At 66.7% G+C, this 19,308-nt stretch carries 18 protein-coding genes and 1 tRNA gene; 4 read left to right on the top strand and 15 right to left on the bottom strand.

Going from position 1 to position 19,308, the window contains the following annotated elements; genetic code table 11:
• Window positions 1-33 precede the first annotated feature (33 nt).
• Window positions 34-1,815 (top strand): IlvD/Edd family dehydratase, encoded by a 1,782-nt coding sequence (locus tag AAID08_RS09540; RefSeq protein ID WP_054503878.1) that lies wholly within the window; start codon window positions 34-36, stop codon window positions 1,813-1,815.
• Window positions 1,816-1,824: 9 nt separating this feature from the next.
• Here the strand turns inward: AAID08_RS09540 and AAID08_RS09535 are convergent, their stop codons facing one another.
• The 3 genes from AAID08_RS09535 to AAID08_RS09525 all read right to left on the bottom strand — a co-directional run bounded on the left by AAID08_RS09535 (window position 1,825) and on the right by AAID08_RS09525 (window position 4,110).
• Window positions 1,825-2,772 carry an alpha/beta hydrolase gene (locus AAID08_RS09535; protein ID WP_144655222.1) on the bottom strand — a complete coding sequence of 316 codons (948 nt, stop codon included), beginning with the start codon at window positions 2,770-2,772 and terminating at the stop codon, window positions 1,825-1,827.
• 158 nt (window positions 2,773-2,930) lie between these two features.
• Entirely contained in the window at window positions 2,931-3,314 is a 384-nt protein-coding gene (locus tag AAID08_RS09530; RefSeq protein ID WP_395757559.1) for a YbaN family protein, read from the bottom strand.
• A gap of 82 nt (window positions 3,315-3,396) precedes the next feature.
• Window positions 3,397-4,110, bottom strand: coding sequence for a hypothetical protein (locus AAID08_RS09525; RefSeq protein WP_054503880.1), 714 nt, complete (start codon window positions 4,108-4,110; stop codon window positions 3,397-3,399).
• 131 nt (window positions 4,111-4,241) lie between these two features.
• On the opposite strand from AAID08_RS09525, the gene AAID08_RS09520 reads away from it, so the two are divergent.
• From AAID08_RS09520 to AAID08_RS09510, 3 genes are all read left to right on the top strand, one after another.
• Window positions 4,242-4,775: a phosphonate degradation HD-domain oxygenase gene (locus tag AAID08_RS09520; RefSeq protein WP_054503881.1), complete on the top strand. Its 534-nt coding sequence runs from the start codon at window positions 4,242-4,244 to the stop codon at window positions 4,773-4,775.
• Window positions 4,776-4,969: 194 nt separating this feature from the next.
• Window positions 4,970-5,281, top strand: a complete 312-nt coding sequence (locus tag AAID08_RS09515; RefSeq protein ID WP_231132860.1) for a TM2 domain-containing protein — start codon at window positions 4,970-4,972, stop codon at window positions 5,279-5,281.
• A 74-nt stretch (window positions 5,282-5,355) separates the two neighbouring features.
• Entirely contained in the window at window positions 5,356-5,568 is a 213-nt protein-coding gene (locus AAID08_RS09510) for a hypothetical protein (protein WP_395757558.1), read from the top strand.
• 33 nt (window positions 5,569-5,601) lie between these two features.
• Here AAID08_RS09510 and AAID08_RS09505 read toward each other — a convergent pair.
• From AAID08_RS09505 to AAID08_RS09450, 12 genes are all read right to left on the bottom strand, one after another.
• Window positions 5,602-5,678 (bottom strand) — tRNA-Val (locus tag AAID08_RS09505).
• Between the two features lie 174 nt (window positions 5,679-5,852).
• Window positions 5,853-6,506: a phosphoribosylanthranilate isomerase gene (locus tag AAID08_RS09500; RefSeq protein ID WP_254603868.1), complete on the bottom strand. Its 654-nt coding sequence runs from the start codon at window positions 6,504-6,506 to the stop codon at window positions 5,853-5,855.
• A gap of 101 nt (window positions 6,507-6,607) precedes the next feature.
• Window positions 6,608-7,702 (bottom strand): TRAP transporter substrate-binding protein, encoded by a 1,095-nt coding sequence (locus tag AAID08_RS09495; RefSeq protein WP_395757557.1) that lies wholly within the window; start codon window positions 7,700-7,702, stop codon window positions 6,608-6,610.
• 35 nt (window positions 7,703-7,737) lie between these two features.
• On the bottom strand, window positions 7,738-8,559 hold the full coding sequence (truA, locus tag AAID08_RS09490; RefSeq protein ID WP_064523274.1) for a tRNA pseudouridine(38-40) synthase TruA: 822 nt from the start codon (window positions 8,557-8,559) through the stop codon (window positions 7,738-7,740).
• A 3-nt stretch (window positions 8,560-8,562) separates the two neighbouring features.
• Window positions 8,563-10,368, bottom strand: a complete 1,806-nt coding sequence (locus AAID08_RS09485) for a FimV family protein (protein WP_395757556.1) — start codon at window positions 10,366-10,368, stop codon at window positions 8,563-8,565.
• A 250-nt stretch (window positions 10,369-10,618) separates the two neighbouring features.
• Window positions 10,619-11,749 carry an aspartate-semialdehyde dehydrogenase gene (gene asd / locus AAID08_RS09480; protein ID WP_049075090.1) on the bottom strand — a complete coding sequence of 377 codons (1,131 nt, stop codon included), beginning with the start codon at window positions 11,747-11,749 and terminating at the stop codon, window positions 10,619-10,621.
• A 231-nt stretch (window positions 11,750-11,980) separates the two neighbouring features.
• Window positions 11,981-13,057, bottom strand: a complete 1,077-nt coding sequence (gene leuB / locus AAID08_RS09475) for a 3-isopropylmalate dehydrogenase (protein ID WP_054503886.1) — start codon at window positions 13,055-13,057, stop codon at window positions 11,981-11,983.
• A gap of 37 nt (window positions 13,058-13,094) precedes the next feature.
• The gene (leuD, locus tag AAID08_RS09470; protein ID WP_054417925.1) at window positions 13,095-13,745 is read right to left on the bottom strand and encodes a 3-isopropylmalate dehydratase small subunit; all 651 of its coding nucleotides are present in this window, start codon (window positions 13,743-13,745) and stop codon (window positions 13,095-13,097) included.
• Window positions 13,746-13,767: 22 nt separating this feature from the next.
• On the bottom strand, window positions 13,768-15,171 hold the full coding sequence (leuC, locus tag AAID08_RS09465; protein WP_395757555.1) for a 3-isopropylmalate dehydratase large subunit: 1,404 nt from the start codon (window positions 15,169-15,171) through the stop codon (window positions 13,768-13,770).
• 197 nt (window positions 15,172-15,368) lie between these two features.
• Complete coding sequence (locus tag AAID08_RS09460) at window positions 15,369-16,208, bottom strand: M48 family metallopeptidase (RefSeq protein WP_054503888.1); 840 nt, start codon at window positions 16,206-16,208, stop codon at window positions 15,369-15,371.
• 42 nt (window positions 16,209-16,250) lie between these two features.
• Window positions 16,251-17,318, bottom strand: coding sequence for a chorismate synthase (gene aroC / locus AAID08_RS09455; protein WP_054503889.1), 1,068 nt, complete (start codon window positions 17,316-17,318; stop codon window positions 16,251-16,253).
• 36 nt (window positions 17,319-17,354) lie between these two features.
• On the bottom strand, window positions 17,355-18,764 hold the full coding sequence (locus AAID08_RS09450) for a putative bifunctional diguanylate cyclase/phosphodiesterase (RefSeq protein WP_395757809.1): 1,410 nt from the start codon (window positions 18,762-18,764) through the stop codon (window positions 17,355-17,357).
• Between the last annotated feature and the right edge of the window lie 544 nt (window positions 18,765-19,308).

The raw sequence follows: 19,308 nt of genomic DNA, 5'->3' as shown, positions 1-19,308 counted from the left end.
CGCCACGCATCACAGAAGCACACGAGGCACCCCATGACCGACACCCCCCGCAAGCTGCGCAGCCAGAAATGGTTCGACGATCCCGCCCACGCCGACATGACGGCGATCTACGTCGAGCGCTACCTGAACTACGGCCTGACGCGCCAGGAACTGCAATCGGGCCGCCCCATCATCGGCATCGCCCAGACCGGCAGCGACCTGGCGCCCTGCAACCGCCACCACCTGGCGCTGGCCGAGCGCGTCAAGGCCGGCATCCGCGATGCCGGCGGCATCCCGATGGAGTTCCCGGTGCATCCGCTGGCCGAACAGGGCCGCCGCCCGACCGCGGCGCTGGATCGCAACCTGGCCTACCTGGGCCTGGTCGAGATCCTGCACGGCTATCCGCTGGACGGCGTGGTGCTGACCACCGGCTGCGACAAGACCACGCCCGCCTGCCTGATGGCGGCGGCCACCGTCGACATTCCCGCCATCGTGCTGTCGGGCGGCCCCATGCTGGACGGCTGGCACGACGGCCAACGGGTCGGCTCCGGCACGGTCATCTGGCACGCCCGCAACCTGATGGCGGCGGGCAAGCTGGACTACGAGGGTTTCATGACGCTGGCCACGGCGTCTTCGCCGTCGGTGGGCCACTGCAACACCATGGGCACTGCGCTGTCCATGAACTCGCTGGCCGAGGCGCTGGGCATGTCGCTGCCCACCTGCGCCAGCATCCCGGCGCCCTATCGCGAACGCGGTCAGATGGCCTACGCCACCGGCCTGCGCATCTGCGACATGGTGCGCGAGGACTTGCGCCCGTCCCATATCCTGACGCGCGAGGCCTTCGAAAACGCGATTGTCGTGGCCTCGGCGCTGGGCGCGTCCAGCAACTGTCCGCCGCACCTGATCGCCATGGCGCGCCATGCCGGCATCGACCTGAGCCTGGACGACTGGCAGCGGCTGGGCGAAGACGTGCCGCTCCTGGTGAACTGCGTGCCCGCCGGCGAACACCTGGGCGAAGGCTTCCACCGCGCCGGCGGCGTCCCCGCCGTGATGCACGAATTGCTGGTCGCCGGCCGCCTGCACGCCGAATGCGCCACCGTGTCCGGCAAGACCATGGGCGAAATCGCGGCCAACGCCAAGACGCACGACACGGACGTCATCCGTGGCTGCGACGCGCCCCTCAAGCATCGCGCCGGCTTCATCGTGCTTTCCGGCAATTTCTTCGACAGCGCGGTCATCAAGATGTCGGTGGTGGGCGAAGCGTTCCGCCGCGCCTATCTGTCCGCGCCCGGCGACGAGAACGCCTTCGAGGCGCGCGCCATCGTGTTCGAGGGCCCGGAGGATTACCACGCGCGCATCGAGGACCCCGCGCTGAACATCGACGAACACTGCATTCTGGTCATCCGCGGCGCCGGCACCGTCGGCTATCCGGGCAGCGCGGAGGTCGTCAACATGGCGCCCCCGTCGCATCTGATCAAGCGCGGCATCGACTCGCTGCCCTGCCTGGGCGATGGCCGCCAGAGCGGCACCTCGGCCAGCCCGTCGATCCTGAACATGTCGCCCGAGGCCGCGGTAGGCGGCGGCCTGGCCCTGCTGCGCACCGGCGACCGCATCCGCGTCGACCTGAACCAGCGCAGCGTGATCGCGCTGGTGGACGAGGCCGAAATGGAACGGCGCCGGCAGGACCCGCCCTATCAGCCGCCAGCGGCGCAGACGCCGTGGCAGGAACTCTACCGGCAACTGGTGGGCCAGTTGTCCACCGGCGGCTGCCTGGAGCCGGCGACGCTGTACCTCAAGGTGGTCGAGACCCGCGGCGACCCGCGCCACTCGCACTGACAGCGGGCGTCAAGCCTTGAAGAACTGATTGAACGCCGCCCATTGCGTGAACAGGGCGGGCCACGCATGCACCAGCGAGTCCGGCTTGCCCATGCCCCAGCCGTGCTTGCCGGCCGCGAAAATATGCATCTCGGCCGGCACGCCCAGGCGCCTTAACGCGCCGAACATCAGCAGGCTGTTGTCCACCGGCGCGATCGGATCGTCCTGCGCCTGCGCCAGGAAGGTCGGCGGCATCAGCGCCGTCGCCAGATGGTCCACCGAGAACGCCGCGCTCTGCTCGGCGGAGGGGTGGTCGCCGACGATCGAACGGCGCGCATGGGTATGGTCGAACGGCGGCATGAACGTCAGCACCGGATAGATCAGCCCGGCAAAGTCGGGCCTCGACGACAGCTTGTCGGCCTCGTCGACCGGCTGGTAGCGCGCCACGCCCGGGGTGGCGGCGGTCATGCCCGCCAGATGGCCGCCCGCGGAAAACCCCAGCACGCCAATATGTCCGGTATCCAGGCCGAACGCCTGCGCCGACGCGCGGATCACGCGCATGGCGCGCTGGCCGTCCTGCAGCGGCGCCACGGCGGGCCAATGCTCGCCGGGCAGGCGGTACACCAGTTCAAAGGCGGTCACGCCCTGCGACTGCAGCCACAGGCTGGCGGGTGTGCTTTCCGTGCCCCGCTCGATGTGGGCATAGCCGCCGCCCGCGATCACCAGCATCGCGCTACCGTTGGGACGCTCCGGCCGGTACACCACCAGCCGTGGCCGCGACACCCGCGTGACCGAGCCCTTGGCGCTGACCTTCTCGGCCTCTTGCGGACCGGGTCCGCCGGGTGCGCGATTGTCCGGCCACAGGTCGATGCTTTGCTGGCCGCTGGGCGCGGCGATGGCCATCGCTGGTTCGGTCATCATGCCCAACGCGGCGCTTGAAAGGCCGGCCAACAGGAGTTCTCGTCGTTTGATATGCATGGATCTTCCTCGCGCGCCCACAGGGCCGGGCGGGCGACACACCCGCCGGCCCGGCGGCGCTGCAAGCCATTTAAGCAGAGAAAGACACCCGCCAAGGCAGGCGGCAAAGTCAGGTTGGTTTCGACGCGTTACGCGCGTCGCCAGCTTTCAATAAGGCCTCAGGCGCCTGCCGCCGGGCCATCCCGATCGACGCGGGTTTTCATTTCGGAATCAAGCGATTGCGGCCGGGGACGCGTCAGCACATAAGCGGCGCTTGCAAGGAAAAACAGCCCCACGCCGGATGCAAGCCAAAGCGACGGCTTCGCGCCCCACCAAAACAGGCCATAACCCACCGCCATGCCGAGCGACGCATAGCATTTGCCCTTGCGCGACACCGCGCCCTGTTCGCGCCAGGCGCGCAGCGACGGCCCATACGTCGGACTGTCCAGCAGCCAACGCTCCAGGCGCGGCGACGAACGCGAAAAGCAACCCACCGCCAGGATCAGGAAAATCGTCGTCGGCATCACCGGCAGGAAGGCGCCAATCACGCCCAGCGCCAGCATCACGCAACCCAGGATCAGCCACAGTGCTCTCATCATGATGAGGTGCAGGATAACGCAGTTGCATGCGCGCGCCACGACGCCGTCAGTGCTGCGCGGGCTCCGGCATCTTCGCCCGCAGCATCTCCAGGAACTGCGGATTGCCGCGCCCGCCCGCCTGCCGCGCCTTGGCGACCATGGTCCAGGCATCCGCGTACTGGCCGTTCCAGTAGTACGCCGTGGCCCACGAGTAGTACAGATAGCCCTTGTCCGGCTCCACCCGCTCGCCATTGCGATACAGGGCATCCGAACGCGCGATCATGGCCGCGCGCTCCGGGCCGGTCAACGTCGGATCCTGCGCCGCGCAACGCGCGGCGATGCGTCCGGCATCGGCATAGATGCCACGGAACGACGGCGGCTTCAGGACCAGCGCTTTCTCCATCATTTTCATCGCGTCGCAGAACCTGTCCTGGTCGTGCAGCACCGCCGCGAATCCCGTGTAGACGCCGGGATTGTCCGGATTCATCAGCCAGGCCTGGTTGAAGCGCCGCGTGGCCATGCCCAGTTGGTCCGCCTGGTAGAACCGGAAGCCCTGCTCCACCCACGCCTGCGCCGCGCTGGCGCGCGAGCCGAAGGCGCTCGTCGCGTCCGCGATCAGCTTGTCATCCGCCGCCTTCACCGCCGGCGCGGAACGATCGACACCGCCATACATCGGAATCTCGTCCGCGCGCGGCTGCTGCGCGACCGGCGCGGTGGCCACGCATCCCGACAGCGACAGGCAGGCGCTCGCGACGGCAAGCTTGAACGGTAAGACGCGCATTGATTCCCCCTGGTGAGGCCCAAGACTATCACCGAAACCGGCGCGGCTGGATTGCGCCCGGCGCGCTCTAGTCATCTAGATGTCACCAGGGAGCGATATCGTCGCTCGCTCCCTGTCCACGAAGGCATCCCATGCTCACCCTGCCCATCATCGAGAACCTGTTCGCCCACCACGGCGCCGCTTACTACGGCGGCGAGGCCATCAGCCAGACCGAGCACGCGCTGCAATGCGCGCAACTGGCCGAGCAGGCCGGGGAGCCCGAAGCCGTGATCGTCGCCGCGCTGCTGCATGACATCGGCCACCTCATGCTCGCCGAGAGCATCACCGCCGACATGCGGCACCAGGAAATCGCCGCCGACGCCCTGGCCCCCCTGTTCGGCGACGATGTCACCACCCCGGTGCGCCTGCACGTCGCCGCCAAGCGCTACCTGGGCGCGATCGAGCCGGCCTACCTGAATACATTGTCGCCAGCATCCGTGCAAAGCCTCGAACTGCAAGGCGGCGTCTTCACGCCGGTCCAGGCCGAAGCCTTCGCCACCCAGCCGCACGCCCTGGATGCCGTGCGGCTGCGTCGCTACGATGACCAGGCCAAGGTGGTCGGTTTATCGACGCCGAGGCTGGGACACTACATGGAAATGGCGGGGCGCTGTTTGCGGACGCGCTGAACGGCCAACGCGCGCCGGATTGAATGACAACCCTGGCGCACGTTATCCCCGGACTGTCTGCGGGTCCGAAATATGGTCCCCTTATATGGCAGGCCATGAAGAAAGAACCAATCATTTGACGCGGCGTGGATCCGACCAAACGCCAATTCAAATCGCGCCGTTCAAAACGCGCCCAGGTTCTTTCCGGAGATAACGTGAACAATCCCGCCCTGCAAACCATGATGTACGACGCCAATCGTAAAAGCGTCGGCGTGGCCTATCTGCTGTGGTTCTTCCTGGGCGGCTTTGGCGGTCATCGCTTCTATACCGGCAGGGCCGCCAGCGCTGGCGCCATGGTCATCCTGACACTGCTGGGCATCGCGCTCAGCGTGCTCGGCGTGGGTTTCATCATGCTGCTCGCCGTCAGCGCCTGGGCGATCGTGGATGCCTTCCTGATTCCGGGATGGATCCGCAGCATCAACATGGAACTTGCGGCGAAACTCACGAGCGGAGCGTTGCCCCGATGACAGCGCATTTGGCCGGCAGCGCATTGGGCCGACAGCGTATTGGGCCGACAGCGTATTTGCCAGCGGCACGACCCATGCGCATCGAAAAATCCCTGTTGACCGGCGGCCATCCTTCTTTATCGGTAAATCTCGACAAAGCGGGCTCGACAAAGCGGGCTCGACGAAGCGGGCTCGATAATCACGTGATTGATATTGCCGCCGTCGCGGGACGAGGCGGGAAATATCCAGGCAAAAAGCAAAAAGCCGCGAAAGTCTCAGACTATCGCGGCTTTTCAGGTGGTGCATGACTAGCTCTATCACGCACTCACTTTGCAGGAATTTGGTAGGCGGTATTGGAATCGAACCAACGACCTCCACGATGTCAACGTGGCGCTCTAACCAGCTGAGCTAACCGCCTGCAAAGAAGAAGAATTATATAGTGCTTTTTTAAACTCTGCAAATCGTCTTTTCAGATTTTTTGCTGTTTTTATTGCGTTTCATAAGCGTCGCGAGCGTTCACTCGCATTATCTTCAAACGCATCGGCCGGGCTCGAAAACGTATTTCCACGCACCCGCCAGCACTACAAACTTCCTATCTCTTCGCGTCTGCGGCATGCACCGCAGCAACGAAGAACGAGATTCTATCAGAACTTTTTATTCCTTGCTCGACTTCGACGCCACTGCTCACATCGACCGCCCACGGCCGCACGGATTGCACCGCGGCGGCGACGTTGTCGGGGTTCAGCCCCCCGGACAGGATGAGCGGACGGGACACGGAATCGGCCTTCACGTCGGCGAGCAGGCTGTAGTCAAAGCCATGGCCGCTGCCGCCATAACCCGCGCTGTAGCTGTCGAACAACCAGCCGGCCGCTTCGCCATAGGCGCGGCAATAGGAGGCCAGGTCCTCGGGCGTCGCCAGGCCCGGCGCGCCCGCGCGAAACGCGCGCAGATAGCGGCGGCCATAGCGGGCGCACTGCTGCGGCGTCTCATCGCCGTGGAACTGCAGCAGTTCCGGACCGGCCTCGTCCAGCACGGCCTGCACATCGGCCGGATCGGGATTCACGAACAGCGCCACCACGTCGACGAAGGCCGGCACGGCGCGGCGCAGTTGCGCGGCGCGGGTCGGCGTGACATAGCGCTTGCTCTTGGGATAGAAGACGAAACCGATCGCATCGACGCCGGCTGAGACGGCAGCGTCGATGTCTTCTTCGCGGGTCAGGCCGCAGATCTTGATGCGTGTGCGCATGGAGTTCATCGCTTGCGTCGCCCAGCGCGACGGATGCGGTCAGTATAAGGCGAGCCGGCCCGCGCCCCGACGCCTGCCGGGTCAAGGCAACCCGCCGGGCCTTACCCTCCCGGCTGCGCCAGGTTGGCCATGAGCGAATCGAATCCGCCCTCGGCCACGCGAAACCAGGGAATGTCCCTGTCACGAAAGGCGGTCATGCTCTCGTACAGCTTCTTGAACATGGGGTCCTTGGCGCTCAATTCCTGATAGAGCTTGAGCGCGGCCTCATGCGCGGCCTGCAGCATCGGTTTGGGAAAGGCCTTGAGCTGCGCGCCGCGCTGCACCAATCGGCGCAGCGCATCGGGGTTGCCGGCATCGTACTTGGCGATCATGTTGGCGCTGGCCATCTGCGAGGCCAACCCGAGCGCCGCCTGGTAGGCCTTGGGCAGCTCGTCATGCGCGGCCTGGTTCACGTAGAGCGACAACTGCAACGTGCCCGCCCACCAGCCGGGAAAATAGTAGTTCCGAGCGACCTTGTAGAGCGCCAGGCTCTCGTCGTCGTGCGGACCGATCCAGGCCACGGCGTCGACGCCGCCCTGCTCCAGCGCCGCGTAAGTCTCCGCGATGGGCAGGTCGACGGGCTCGGCGCCCATGCGGGCCAGCACCTGGCGGGCAAAGCCGCCTGCCTTGATCTTCAGGCCGCGCAGGTCGTCCAGCGTCTTGACCTCGCCCCGGAACCAGCCTCCCATCTGCGCGCCGGTGAATCCGCAGGGAAAGTTCAGGATGCCGTATTTGTCGAACAGTACCCGCGTCAACGCCAGCCCTTCGCCCTGGAGCATCCAGGCATTCATCTGCCGGGTGTTCAGGCCGAACGGCACGCCGGCATCGAAGCACAGCGCGGGATCGGTGTCGAAAAAGCGCGTCGACGCGGTGTGGCCGCAGTCGACGATGCGATGCTGGACCGCGTCCAGCACCTGGCCGGCGTCGACCAGGTCGCCGGCCGGGAAAATCTCGATGCGGAACTTGCCATCGGTGACGTCGCTGACGTAGCGCGCCACGTCCTCGGCGCCAGCGAACAGGGTCGGTGATTCGTTCGGAAAGCTGGAGGCCAGCCGCCACGAGACGGCAGGCGCTTCCTGCGCGTAGACGGGCGCGGCAATCACCACGCCGCTCGCGGCCCCCAGGGCGGTTCGCTTCAAAAACGCACGGCGTTGCATGAGACAGTCCTCCTGTGGGCGCCCGCGGCGTCCGGCTAGGACGCGCTGCCCGGCGCCTGCGTGAAGGGCGCCAGCAGCACAGCCCCGCCGTCCAGGTCATCCAGGCCGAATTCGTCCGGATACTCGATGGCCGACAGATACAGGCCATCGGGGGAAAAAGTGGGCGCGCCGCGCCGGCGGTCGCGCCACGACAGCAACTGCGCCATCCAGTCCACCGACTCGCGGCCCTGGCCGATCTGCAGCAGCGCGCCCATGATGTTGCGCACCATGTGATGCAGGAACGCGTTGGCGCGCAGCGTGAACACCAGGAACGGTCCGCGTTCTTCGATATCGAGCCGGTGCATCACGCGCACCGGATGCTTGGCCTGGCACTGCGACGAACGGAAACTGGAAAAATCGTGCTCGCCCAGCAAGGCGCCGGCGGCCGCGCGCATCGCCTCGACATCGAGCGGGTGGTGGCACCAGCCGGCGCGGCCGGCCCACAGCGCCGGACGCACGCGCCCGCGCCAGAGCAGGTAGACGTAGGTGCGGGCACGGGCGGAGAAGCGAGCGTGAAAATCGTCCGACACCGCCTTGGCCCATTGTACGGAAATGGTCGGCGGCAGGAACGCATTGACGCCACGTACCCACGACTCCATGCGGCGCTGCAGGAGCGTGTCCAGATGAACCACCTGCATCGCGCCATGCACGCCCGTATCGGTGCGACCGGCGCAAATGGTGGGTACCGCCTCCGCCACGCCGCAGAACTGCGCCAACGCGGCTTCCAATGTGTCCTGCACCGTCTGCCGGTGCGGCTGGGTCTGCCAACCCTGCCAGGCGGAGCCGTCGTATGCCAGCCCCAATGCAACTCTAGACATCGTTCAAACCCGAGGACCGCTGACCGGGCGCGGTTCGTCCGTGGGCGGCTCATCCAGGTCGAGGCTGATGGAATCGAGCTTGCGGTTCAACGCCGCCGTATCCAGCGCCGGCTCGTTGTAGGCGTAGGTTTCCTCGTCATCGTCGCCGCGCCGCGCACCCGCGCGCCGCAGCACCCAGGCGATGGCGAAGGCGATCAGCGCCAGGACGGCGGTGACGATAACGAGAAGATTGTCGGCCAGCCAGGCCGGCATGGAAGAAGTCAAATCCTTATCCTTGGTGTTGCTGGCCGCCGCATCCGCGGCCGCCTTGTCTTGTTGCGCGGCGGCCGTCGACGCGCCGGGGGTACCGGCGGCGCCTGGAGCACCCGAGGCGCCAGGCGTGCCTGCCGCGCCCGTGGCGCCGGTTGCGCCAGCGGCCCCCGCGATTCCCGTGGCGCCGGCCGCCCCTGCGGCGCCTGTCGCGCCCGATGCGCCCGAAGTCCCTGTCGTGCCGGTCGCGCCAGTCGCGCCCGAAGCGCCTGCTGTTCCGCTTGCGCCGGCCGGACCAGGAGCACCTGCGGCGCCGCTTGCGCCTGTCGCCCCCGGCGCACCAGCGGCACCCGTCGCGCCCGGCGTGCCAGTCGCTCCAGCGGCGCCCGATGCGCCCGTTGCTCCCGAGGCCCCCGCAGCGCCAGCCGCTCCGGCCGCGCCCGTGGCCCCAGCAGCGCCGGTCGCCCCCGTGGCGCCCGATGCCCCGGCAGCGCCAGAGGCGCCGCCGCCCGACCCGGACGCGCCCTGCCCGCCCACGGCCTTGTTCAATTCATCGACGTTGCTCTGCAACTGATTCACGCGCCCCTCGGCATCCGCCATGGCGCGCTGGTTGGACGTGCGCTGATCCGCCTGCGCATCGGCCTGCGCCGCCGCGCCATCCTGCGCCTGGCCCGAGGACAGGCGCACCCGGTCCTGCGGCGGCGAGGCGCTCGCCACGCCGGTGTCGCCGGGCTTGGTCACCGTGCCGGACGCCGCGTCCTGCCCCTTGACCACCGACGGATTGGCGCCGGCCGCCGCGCCGATGCGCGCGCGGTAGCGGGCGAACGCCTCGGCATGTTCATTGAAGATGCGGCGCGCTTCGGCCGGATCCACCGCGCGGACCGTGGCCGCATCGGGGATCACCAGTTTCTGACCCGCGCGCACCAGATTCATGTTGTTCTGGATGAAGGCGTCAGGATTGGCGCGCCACAGCGCCACCAGCATCTGGTAGATCGAGGCGTTCGGCACCGCATTGCGCTGGGCGATGGCGAACAGCGTATCGCCCGACTTGACGTTGACCGCCCCCGCCGCGCCACCCGCCCGGCCTGGCGTGCCCACGGCGGCCGGCGTGACGTCGGCGCCCGCGCCGCGCAGCGGCACCAGGATGCTGACCTGCACCTGCCGCTGGCCCGAACTGGAACTGATGTCGAGCAGCAGGTCGACCGCGCCGCCCGCCGGCGCCTGCGTCGACCGCACCCGCAGGTTCTTGCGGGTCGGGTCCAGGCCATCCTCGACCCGCACCACCAGACTGGCCAGCGGCGCCGGTGGCTTCAGGCCGGCGCGTTGCCAGGCGGCTTCGTCGGCCACCGACACCCGCAGCGACGACACCTCGTCGGGCGTCAGTTCCTGCAGCCCGACCAGCGCCTGCAACGGCGTGCCCGGCGCCGACACCACCCGCGAATGCCCCACCCGCATCGCCAACGCCGGACTGCAAGCGCCCGCGCCGATCGCCAGCGCGATCGCCCACTGGAGGGCCTTCAAACGGCGGGCATGCTTCACTTGGCGCGAACGCTGGGTCATAAGCTGGAATTCCGTTCTTATCGTCGATTTTCGGGCGGGACCTGTTCATCGCCATTACGTGAGAACAAGCCTCAATTCACCGGAAAAGTGTAATGGATCGAGCGCGTTTCACAAACCTGAAAGGCGCATCGGCGTTGGCTGGCGGGCACATTGGCGCCCGGTCCGATACGCTGCAAACGACAAAGGCACCCGCGGGTGCCTTTGTCGAAGCGGCCTACGGGGCAGGACGGCATGCGCCGCCCGCCAGGCCTCAGGCTTCGGCCAGCGCGATGCGCAGCATGCGGCGCAGCGGCTCGGCGGCGCCCCATAGCAACTGGTCGCCGACGGTGAAGGCGCTCAGGTATTGCGGGCCCATCGACATCTTGCGCAGGCGGCCCACCGGAATGTCCAGCGTGCCCGTGACCGCGACCGGGGTCAGCTCGCGGATGGTTTCTTCCTTGGTGTTGGGAATCACCTTGGCCCACTGCGTGCCTTGGGCGATCAGCGCTTCGATCTCGTCCAGCGGCAGGTCGCGCTTGAGCTTGATGGTCAGCGCCTGGCTGTGGCAGCGCATCGCGCCGATGCGCACGCACAGGCCGTCGATCGGGGTGGCGGCGGTGCCGAAGGCGGCGCCGCGGCCGAGGATCTTGTTGGTCTCGACCTCGCCCTTCCACTCTTCCTTGGACATGCCGTTGCCCAGGTCCTTGTCGATCCACGGGATCAGGCTGCCGCCCAGCGGCACGCCGAAGTGCTCGTGGGGCAGCGCCGCGTCCTTCTGCTTGGCCAGGATGCCGCGGTCGATTTCCAGGATGGCCGAGGCCGGATCGTCCAGCAGCGGCTTGACGGCGTGGTTCAGCTCGCCGAACTGGGTCAGCAGCTCGCGCATGTGCTGCGCGCCGCCGCCGGAGGCGGCCTGGTAGGTCATGGTGGTCATCCACTCGACCAGGTCGTTGTTGAACAGGCCGGCCAGGCCCATCAGCATGCAACTGACCGTGCAATTGCCGCCGATGAAGTTGCGCACGCCGCGCTTGAGCGCCGCGTCGATCACGGGACGGTTGACCGGGTCCAGCACGATGATGGCGTCATCGGCCATGCGCAGCGTGCTGGCGGCGTCGATCCAGATGCCATTCCAGCCCGCGCCGCGCAGCTTCGGGTAGACCTCGGAGGTGTAGTCGCCGCCTTGCGCCGTCACGATGATCGGCAGTTTTTTCAGAGCGTCGATGTTGTAGGCGTCTTGCAGCGGGCCCGCGCCAGTCGCCCAAGTGGGGGCGGCGCCGCCAGCGTTGCTGGTGGAGAAAAACACCGGTTCGATCAGTGCGAAGTCGTTCTCGTCGCGCATGCGTTGCATGAGCACCGAGCCGACCATACCGCGCCAGCCGACAAGGCCTACTGCTTGATTCATTTCAATCGCTCTTTAAAGGTGGGGACAAGGTGTGGTGAAAAAACGTGCAGGAATCCAACAATTTATCAGAATGCACGCAGGGATGTTGCGGCGCAGCTTGAAAAAACGGGGCCACAATGAAAGCCAACCCGCTTTCGCGGCGCGGCGGCAACACCGGCATGAAAAAAGGGCCGCCCCGCGGGCGGCCCCTGGAATCGGGACCGCGCCGCAAGGGCGCGTCCCTTGCAGGCATCAGGCCAGGGCTTTGAGGACGGCGTCGCCCATGCCCGAGGTGCTGACTTTGGTGGTGCCGGGTTCGAAGATGTCGGCGGTGCGCAGGCCATCGGCCAGCACGCGGCGCACGGCGGCTTCGATACGGTCGGCCTGCGGCGCCAGGTTCAGCGAGTAGCGCAGCAGCATGGCGGCTGACAGGATGGTCGCCAGCGGATTGGCGATGCCCTGCCCGGCGATGTCCGGGGCCGAGCCGTGGCTGGGCTCGTACAGGCCCTGGCCGCCGGCATTCAGCGAGGCCGACGGCAGCATGCCGATGGAGCCGGTCAGCATGGCGGCCTCGTCCGACAGGATGTCGCCGAACAGGTTGCCGGTGACGATCACGTCGAACTGGCGCGGGTTGCGCACCAGTTGCATGGCGGCGTTGTCGACGTACATGTGCGACAGCTCGACGTCCGGATACTCGCGCGCCACTTCGATGACGATGTCGCGCCAGAACTGCGAGGTCTCGAGCACGTTGGCCTTGTCCACGCTGCACAGCTTCTTGTTGCGCTTCCTGGCGGATTCGAAGCCGATGCGGGCGATGCGGCGCACTTCCGATTCAGCGTAGCGCATCGTGTCGTAGCCTTCGCGTTCGCCGCTGAAGGCGCCATCCGGCGACGAGCGCACGCCGCGCGGCGTGCCGAAATAGATGTCGCCGGTCAGTTCGCGGATGATCAGGATGTCCAGCCCGGACACGATCTCGGGCTTGAGCGACGAAGCGCTTGCCAGCTCGGGATACAGGATGGCGGGACGCAGGTTGGCGAACAGGCCGAGCGCCTTGCGCAGGCCCAGGATGGCCTGCTCGGGGCGGAATTCGCGCGGCAGGCTGTCGTACTTCCAGTCGCCGACGGCGCCGAACAGCACGGCGTGCGATTCCTTGGCCAGCTTCAGCGTGGCCGGGGGCAGCGGGTGCTCGAACTCGTCGAACGCCGCGCCGCCGACGGCGGCCTGCTTGATGTCGAACGGCACGTCCAGCGCCTTCAGGACGCGCACGGCCTGCTCGACGATTTCGGGGCCGATGCCGTCGCCCGGCAGGACTGCGATGTTGTGAGTCATGGAAAAAACGATCCTATGGTCGATGGGATGAGTCGGATCAGGCGATCGGACGGCTTTCCAGCCAGGGATGACGGGCCAGGCGCTCGGCCTCGAAGGCGCGGATCTTGTCCGAATGGCGCAGGGTCAGGCCGATGTCGTCGAAACCGTTCAGCAGGCAGTACTTGCGGAACGGCTCGATGTCGAACTTCATGGCGCGGCCGTCGGCCGCCACCACAACCTGGCGATCCAGGTCGATGTTGAGCTTGTAGCCCGGGAAGGCCTTCACTTCGTCGAACAGGCGCGCCACTTCGAGCTCGGACAGCACGATCGGCAGCAGGCCGTTCTTGAAGCTGTTGTTGAAGAAGATGTCGGCGTACGACGGCGCGATGATGGCGCGAAAACCGAACTGCGTCAGCGCCCAGGGCGCGTGCTCGCGGCTCGAGCCGCAGCCGAAGTTCTTGCGCGCCAGCAGCACCGAGGCGCCCTGGTAGCGCTGCTGGTTCAGCACGAAATCGGGGTTGAGCGGACGCTTGCTGTTGTCCATGCCCGGCTCGCCGTGGTCCAGGTAGCGCAGCTCGTCGAACAGGTTCGGGCCGAAGCCGGTGCGCTTGATGGACTTGAGGAACTGCTTGGGGATGATGAGGTCCGTGTCGACGTTTTCGCGGTCGAGCGGAGCCACCAGGCCTTCGTGAGTGGTGAATGCTTGCATGATGTCGGTACTCGGTGGGCGCTTAACGGAACGTGCGGACGTCGACGAAATGGCCGGCCACGGCGGCGGCGGCGGCCATCGCCGGGCTGACCAGGTGGGTGCGGCCACCCTGGCCCTGGCGGCCTTCGAAGTTGCGGTTCGAGGTCGAGGCGCAGCGCTCGCCCGGCTCGAGCCGGTCGGCGTTCATGGCCAGGCACATCGAGCAGCCCGGCTCGCGCCATTCGAAGCCCGCCTCGATGAAGATCTTGTCCAGGCCTTCGCGTTCGGCCTGCTGCTTGACCAGGCCGGAGCCCGACACCACCATGGCCTGGCGCACGTTGGAGGCCACGCGCTTGCCGCGCGCCACGACGGCGGCGGCGCGCAGGTCCTCGATGCGCGAGTTGGTGCAGGAGCCGATGAAGACGCGGTCCACGCGGATGTCGGTCAGGGGCGTGTTGGGCTTGAGGCCCATGTATTCCAGCGCGCGCTCCATGCCGCTGCGGCGCACGTCGTCTTTTTCGCGGTCGGGGTCCGGCACGCGCGAATCGACCGGCAGCACCATTTCGGGCGAGGTGCCCCAGGTGACCTGCGGCTTGATGTCGCGGGCGTTGACGTTGACCACGGTGTCGAACCTGGCGCCTTCGTCGGTGTGCAGCGTGCGCCAGTAGGCCACGGCGTGATCCCACAGCACGCCCGACGGCGCGAACGGACGGCCGCGGAAGTATTCGATGGTCTTGTCGTCGACGGCGACCATGCCGGAGCGGGCGCCGGCTTCGATGGCCATGTTGCAGACCGTCATGCGGCCTTCCACCGACAGCGCGCGGATGGTGCTGCCGGCGAACTCGATGGCGTGGCCGGTGCCGCCGGCGGTGCCGATGATGCCGATGATGTGCAGGACGACGTCCTTGGCCGTACAGCCGAACGGCAGCTCGCCTTCGACCTTGATCAGCATGCTCTTGGCTTTCTTCATGAGCAGCGTCTGCGTGGCCAGCACGTGTTCGACTTCGGAGGTGCCGATGCCGAACGCCAGCGCGCCCAGCGCGCCGTGCGTGCTGGTGTGCGAGTCGCCACAGACCACGGTCATGCCCGGCAGGGTGGCGCCCTGCTCCGGCCCGATGACGTGGACGATGCCCTGGCGCAGGTCGTTCATGCGGAATTCGGTGATGCCGTACTTGTCGCAGTTGGCGTCGAGCGTGTCGACCTGCAGGCGCGAGATCGGATCGTCGATGCCCTGGGCGCGGTTCATCGTGGGCACGTTGTGGTCGGCCACCGCCAGGTTGGCGCCGTTGCGCCACGGCTTGCGCCCGGCCATGGCCAGGCCCTCGAACGCCTGCGGGCTGGTCACTTCGTGCAGCAGGTGGCGGTCGATATAGAGCAGACAGGTGCCGTCTGATTCCTGGTGGACGATGTGGGCGTCCCAGAGTTTGTCGTAAAGGGTTTGGGCCATGGATGCGCTCAGCAAATAGACAATCCGGCTCGTGCCTCGCATGGAGCGAATCCCTCGCATCCACGCCGGCCGCTGCGGCATGTGAGGCATTATGCCCAGCCTCTGAACCTAGTACAATCACACCGAATATACTAGTACTGGCAATACCACGGTGAGCCCCCGAGACGGCAGGACGCCGCCCGGGGCGCAACCAATGCCTAGCGCGACGCGCGGCCCTTGGATTGCTCGTACAGCGGCAGCACCTGTTGCGCCGCCGCCTGCAGGTCGGTGATACGCGAGGCGGCCGACGGGTGGGTCGAGAGGATCTCGGGCGGTGCGCTGCCGTTGTCCGCGGCCCCCATCTTCTGCCACAGCGTGACCGCGGCGCGCGGATCAAAGCCGGCCCGAGCGGCCAGTTCCACGCCCATGCGGTCGGCTTCGGTTTCGTGGGTGCGGCTGTTGGGCAACGTGAACATCACGTCGCTGAGCTTGCCGCCCAGGTCCGAGGCGGCGCTCGATCCGGTGGCGATCGACAACACCTGCAACCCGAGGTTGGTGGCCATCTGCTGCGAGACGCGCTCGCGCGCGTGCTCGCGCAGCGCGTGAGAAATCTCGTGGCCCAGCACCGCGGCCAGCTCATCATCCGTCGGCTTGATCTTGTTGATCAGGCCGGTGTAAACGGCGATCTTGCCGCCCGGCATGCACCACGCGTTGATCTCGTCGCTGGTCAGGACGTGCACTTCCCATTTCCAGCCGGACGCGTCGGGGCGGAAAACGCCGGTCTGCGCGATCAGGCGCTGCGAGATCGCTCGCACCCGCGCCACCTGCTGAGCGTCGCGATCCAGCAGGTTCTTGGCCTGCGCCTGCTTGAGGATGTCGGCGTACTGCTGGTTCGCTTCCTGCTCCAGCGCCTGAGACGGCACCATGCTGGACATGTACTGCGTCCGGTTGACGCCGATGGCGCCCGACTGGGTGGTGTTCATCCCGGTGCAGCCCGCCAGGGCAGCCAGGAACAGCGCCGCCGCCAAGCGGCGCAACGGATAGCGATTACGGCTCATGTCAGCCTCCAACAGTCAGGAACAACGGGACGCGCGCAGGCCTCAACCCTGATCGCCGCACTGGCCGCGGTGGCGCAGGGCGTGGTCGATCAGCACCAGGGCCAGCATGGCCTCGGCGATTGGCGTGGCGCGAATGCCGACGCAGGGGTCGTGGCGACCGAGCGTCTGCACCATCACCGGCTCGTTGGCGCGGTTCACGGAACGGCGCTCGACCCGGATGCTGGACGTGGGCTTGATGGCCAGCGACACCGTCACCGGCTGGCCCGTCGATATGCCGCCCAGCACGCCGCCGGCATGGTTGGTGACGAAGCCGTCGGGGGTGATCTCGTCGCCATGCTCGGAACCGCGCTGCGCGATGCAGTCGAAACCGGCGCCGATCGACACGCCCTTGACGGCATTCAGGCCCATCATCACGTGCGCGATGTCGGCATCCAGGCGGTCATAGATGGGCTCGCCCCAGCCGGCCGGCAGGTTCTCGGCCACCACCTCGATACGCGCGCCGACCGAATCGCCGTCGCGGCGCAACTGGTCCATGTAGGCCTCGAGCTCCGGCACGATGTCGGCGTTGGGCGCGTAGAAGGGATTGTTCGGCACCTCGTCCCAAGAGACGAAGGGAATCGGGATCGGGCCCAGTTGGCTCATGTAGCCGCGCACTTTCACGCCGTATTGCTCGGCCAGCCACTTCTTGGCCACGGCGCCCGCCGCCACCGTCGGCGCGGTCAGCCGCGCGGACGAACGGCCGCCGCCGCGAGGATCGCGCAGGCCGAACTTGCGCCAGTAGGCGTAGTCGGCGTGGCCCGGCCGGAACGTGTCGGTGATATTGGAATAGTCCTTGCTGCGCGCATCGGTGTTGCGGATCAGCAGCCCGATGGGCGTACCCGTGGTCAGCCCCTCGAACACGCCGGACAGGATCTCGACCTGGTCGGCTTCCTGGCGCTGGGTGACGTGACGCGAGGTGCCGGGGCGGCGGCGGTCCAGTTCGTGCTGGATGTCGGCCGCTTCCAGCGGCAATCCGGGCGGGCAGCCATCGATGACGCAACCGATCGCCGGCCCGTGGGATTCGCCAAAATTCGTGACGGTGAACAGGGTACCGAGGGTATTGCCGGGCATAGGAAATCAACAGGTGGGGTTTGCAAGCAACCCCGATTATGACACCGCCGACGCCAAAGCCTGAATTTCCGCGGCGGGCGCGGGACGTCCCAGCAGGAAACCCTGCATCACGCGGCAACCCAGCGACTTGAGGATCTCGCGCTGCCCTTCGGTCTCGACGCCTTCGGCGACCACCGGCAGGTGCATCGCCTGGCACAATCCGAACAACGCCGACACCACCTCGCGGCTGCCGGCATCGGATTCGAGAGCGGAGATGAAGCTGCGGTCGATCTTGACCCAGTCTATCGGCAGGTGCCGCAGATGGTTCAGGCTGGAATAGCCGCAGCCGAAATCGTCCAGCGCCACGCCGATGCCCTTGGCCCTCAGAGTGTTCAGGATCTTCACGTGGCGCTCGTAGTGCAGGATGAAGATCGATTCGGTGATCTCCAGCACCAGCTTGCGCGGCGCCAGCTTGGTCGCGGCCAGCACGTCGGAGACCAGTTGCACCAGGCCGTCCTCGTTCATCTGCTTGACCGACAGATTCACGTGCACGCGCCACGCCGCCGGCCACAGCGCCGCCTGTGAGCAGGCGCGTTCCAGGATCCAGGCGCCCAGGGGCACGATCAGCCCGCTGCGTTCGGCCAGCTCGATGGTCACGGCCGGCGACACGCTGCCCAGCTCGGGGTGATGCCAGCGCAGCAACGCCTCGCAGCCCTGCACCACCCCGGAGCCGCTGTCGCAGACAGGCTGGTAGTACAACTCGAATTGGTCCATCGAGGCAGTCGTCAGGGCCAGTCGCAGGTCATTCTCCAGACCCTGCTGGTCACGCTGACGCGCCAGCATGCGGAAGTCGAACATGTTCCAGCCGGGGCCGCCACGCTCCTTGAGCGGCACCATGGCCACCTGCACGCAACGTTGTAATTCCTCGACACTGCGACCGTGGTCCGGATACAACGCCGCCCCCACGCGGAACACCGCGATCAGGGGGCGGCCACCCAGCTCGTAGGGCACGGAAAGGTCCTCGAGCAGCTTGGCCGACACCTGGGCCGCGCCCTCCTCATCGACGTCGGGAATGCACACGGTGAAGGTGTCGGTGCCCGTGCGGGCCACCATGCCGCCCAGCGCGCGGGTCAACAGGCTGAGCCGATCGGCCACCATCACCAGCAGGGCCTGGTCTTCGCCGGCCCGCAGCATCGCGCTGATCTCGGCGTACTGGTCAAAACTGACCAGGAAAAACGCGCCAATGCCGCGCGAGCCCGAACGGGCGCGCGCGATACCCAGGGAGTCCTGGTGGTCCTGCGCCGGTCCGCCAGGGCCGAACACCCCCCGGCCAGCCTGCCGCTCCGACTGGACCAGCCACGCGCGCGCGCGGCGATGCAGCTCCCGCTGGCTCAGGACGCCGGTCAATTCATCACGCGTCAATCGCCCGCGCAGGACGCGTTCCCGGCGGACGAAAAACAAACTTATCGCTGCAAGTGCGCCCACGAGCGTCAGGCACAGTGCGAGCAGGTAACTCTCACGCACGGAGCCCCCTATCTAGAAACCCTTGGCGTTGTGGTCCGGAAAGAAACCCAAGGGCTGTAACATTTTTTAAATTATGCATTATTTTCGCAAAAAAACGCCACACTTCAGGAGCAACGCGCTCCCTTTCCTTCGATTCCTGCCCTGATCTGGTTGCTCGTTGGGGGTCATGACGGTCCTTGGATAGCAGTCGCTGGCCGGTCCTTTGCGCCATGCCGTGCCCTTACTACGACAGCCGAAGCCCGAAAATTAATACGGCCTGTCTCAATAGTTATCATCCGGGCAATTATCACGAGCGAAATAATTGCACAGGTTGTCTGATATCGCAGTTGATTTCGTAATATTCTGTATGTTCTGTGACATACGGAATTACAGCGTGCGCGGCGACACTGAGGTATTAGTAACGTGTGTCACGTTTCTTATCCAGCATTTTTCCCGTCAGGGCACTTGCGCTGCCCGACGTCTCCCCTTTCACTGGCAGGCCGGCATT

The sequence above is a fragment of the Achromobacter sp. EB05 genome (genome assembly GCF_044232075.1).
In the GTDB taxonomy this organism is placed as follows: Bacteria; Pseudomonadota; Gammaproteobacteria; order Burkholderiales; family Burkholderiaceae_B; genus Achromobacter; species Achromobacter dolens.
The sequence above is the reverse complement of the archived record's forward strand: the minus strand, read 5'-3'. Positions and strand labels throughout refer to the sequence as shown.

What these genes read in the sequence shown, in the direction of transcription:
- AAID08_RS09540 (WP_054503878.1), top strand. Translation starts at nt 34, where the DNA reads ATGACCGACACCCCCCGCAAGCTGCGCAGCCAGAAATGGTTCGACGAT.
- AAID08_RS09535 (WP_144655222.1), bottom strand. Translation starts at nt 2,772, where the DNA reads ATGCATATCAAACGACGAGAACTCCTGTTGGCCGGCCTTTCAAGCGCC.
- AAID08_RS09530 (WP_395757559.1), bottom strand. Translation starts at nt 3,314, where the DNA reads ATGCTGGCGCTGGGCGTGATTGGCGCCTTCCTGCCGGTGATGCCGACG.
- AAID08_RS09525 (WP_054503880.1), bottom strand. Translation starts at nt 4,110, where the DNA reads ATGCGCGTCTTACCGTTCAAGCTTGCCGTCGCGAGCGCCTGCCTGTCG.
- AAID08_RS09520 (WP_054503881.1), top strand. Translation starts at nt 4,242, where the DNA reads ATGCTCACCCTGCCCATCATCGAGAACCTGTTCGCCCACCACGGCGCC.
- AAID08_RS09510 (WP_395757558.1), top strand. Translation starts at nt 5,356, where the DNA reads ATGCGCATCGAAAAATCCCTGTTGACCGGCGGCCATCCTTCTTTATCG.
- AAID08_RS09500 (WP_254603868.1), bottom strand. Translation starts at nt 6,506, where the DNA reads ATGCGCACACGCATCAAGATCTGCGGCCTGACCCGCGAAGAAGACATC.
- AAID08_RS09495 (WP_395757557.1), bottom strand. Translation starts at nt 7,702, where the DNA reads ATGCAACGCCGTGCGTTTTTGAAGCGAACCGCCCTGGGGGCCGCGAGC.
- truA (WP_064523274.1), bottom strand. Translation starts at nt 8,559, where the DNA reads ATGTCTAGAGTTGCATTGGGGCTGGCATACGACGGCTCCGCCTGGCAG.
- AAID08_RS09485 (WP_395757556.1), bottom strand. Translation starts at nt 10,368, where the DNA reads ATGACCCAGCGTTCGCGCCAAGTGAAGCATGCCCGCCGTTTGAAGGCC.
- asd (WP_049075090.1), bottom strand. Translation starts at nt 11,749, where the DNA reads ATGAATCAAGCAGTAGGCCTTGTCGGCTGGCGCGGTATGGTCGGCTCG.
- leuB (WP_054503886.1), bottom strand. Translation starts at nt 13,057, where the DNA reads ATGACTCACAACATCGCAGTCCTGCCGGGCGACGGCATCGGCCCCGAA.
- leuD (WP_054417925.1), bottom strand. Translation starts at nt 13,745, where the DNA reads ATGCAAGCATTCACCACTCACGAAGGCCTGGTGGCTCCGCTCGACCGC.
- leuC (WP_395757555.1), bottom strand. Translation starts at nt 15,171, where the DNA reads ATGGCCCAAACCCTTTACGACAAACTCTGGGACGCCCACATCGTCCAC.
- AAID08_RS09460 (WP_054503888.1), bottom strand. Translation starts at nt 16,208, where the DNA reads ATGAGCCGTAATCGCTATCCGTTGCGCCGCTTGGCGGCGGCGCTGTTC.
- aroC (WP_054503889.1), bottom strand. Translation starts at nt 17,318, where the DNA reads ATGCCCGGCAATACCCTCGGTACCCTGTTCACCGTCACGAATTTTGGC.